3 protein-coding genes are annotated in these 1,315 nt (G+C 70.3%); all 3 read right to left on the bottom strand.

Going from position 1 to position 1,315, the window contains the following annotated elements; all coding sequences use genetic code 11:
• Window positions 1-296, bottom strand: a 296-nt coding sequence (locus Q0112_RS02140; RefSeq protein ID WP_297970779.1) for a hypothetical protein, incomplete at its 3' end; no start/stop codon positions are given.
• Window positions 286-1,014: a glutamine ABC transporter ATP-binding protein GlnQ gene (glnQ, locus tag Q0112_RS02135; RefSeq protein ID WP_297970776.1), complete on the bottom strand. Its 729-nt coding sequence runs from the start codon at window positions 1,012-1,014 to the stop codon at window positions 286-288. The genes Q0112_RS02140 and glnQ, both read right to left, overlap by 11 nt.
• Window positions 1,011-1,315, bottom strand: a 305-nt coding sequence (locus Q0112_RS02130; RefSeq protein ID WP_297970774.1) for an ABC transporter permease subunit, incomplete at its 5' end; no start/stop codon positions are given. The genes Q0112_RS02130 and glnQ, both read right to left, overlap by 4 nt.

Here is a 1,315-nt window from a genome sequence, read left to right as displayed (position 1 = left end):
GGCGCGGCGGCGCGCAGGTCGCCGCGGCTGTTCCAGGCCATCACCTGCGCGAAGGGCAGGCCGAGGCCTTCGGCCAGCCCCTCGATCTCGGCGAGGACGGAGGGGAAGCGGGCGCGCGTCGCCGCGGCGAGGCGGGCGACGCGGGCGGCGTGGCGCGGCGCGGTGATCTCGGCCCAGGGCGCCGAGGGCAGGAGGTGGCGGTGGACGGCGTCGCGGCCGGCCCGGCCGAGGGCGCGGCCGATCTCCCGGGGCGCGCCGCCGAGGCGGACCCAGCCGAGGGCCCGCTCATTCGACATGCTGGAGGAAGTCCTTCAGGCGGTCGCTCGGCGGGCGGGAGAGGATCTCCGCGGGGTGGCCGTCGACGGAGATCTTGCCGTGCTCCATGAAGATGAGCCGCGTGCCGACCTGCCGCGCGAAGGCCATCTCGTGGGTGACGACGACCATGGTCATCCCCTCCTGCGCGAGGCTGCGCATGACGTTCAGCACCTCCTGCTTCAGCTCGGGGTCGAGCGCCGAGGTCGGCTCGTCGAAGAGCATGACCTTGGGGCGGACGGCGAGCGCTCGGGCGATGGCGACGCGCTGCTGCTGGCCGCCCGAGAGCGCCGAGGGCAGGTGATTCGCTCGCTCGGCGAGGCCGACCTTCTTCAGGAGCTCGATCGCCTGCGCCTCGGCCTCCGCCTTGCCAAGGCCGCGGACCTTGCGGGGGCCGAAGGCGACGTTCTCGAGCGCGGTCATCTGCGGGAAGAGGTTGAACTGCTGGAAGACCATGCCGGCCTCCTGGCGGATCTGCCGAAGCTGGCGCGTGCCGGCCTTGACCGAGATTCCGTCGACGACGAGGTCGCCCCCGGTGATCTGCTCCAAACCGTTGATGCAGCGCAGAAGCGTCGACTTGCCGGAGCCGGAGGGGCCGATCAGCACGACCACCTCGCCGACGTCGATGGAGAGGTCGACCTCGTCGAGCACCGTCAGCGTGCCGAAGTGCTTGGAGGTCTTGTGGAACTCGATGATGCTCACAGGATCCTCATGCGCTTTTCGATCAGCCGCAGGGTCAGCGTCAGCGTGCCGGTCATGACGAGGTAGAGGATGGCGACGGCGGTCCAGATCTCCACCGCGCGGAAGTTCGAGGCCATGATCTCCTGACCGGTCCGGGTCAGCTCGCCGACGCCGATGACGATGAAGAGCGAGGTGTCCTTCAGCGAGACGATGAACTGGTTGCCGAGCGGCGGGATCAGCCGGCGGAAGGCGAGCGGGCCGACGATGTAGAGAAGCACCTTCCATTGCGGCAGGCCGATCGCGAGGCCGGCCTCGGTCAGGC

It is taken from the genome of uncultured Amaricoccus sp. (assembly GCF_937858865.1).
Lineage (GTDB): Bacteria > Pseudomonadota > Alphaproteobacteria > Rhodobacterales > Rhodobacteraceae > Amaricoccus.
The sequence above is the reverse complement of the archived record's forward strand: the minus strand, read 5'-3'. Positions and strand labels throughout refer to the sequence as shown.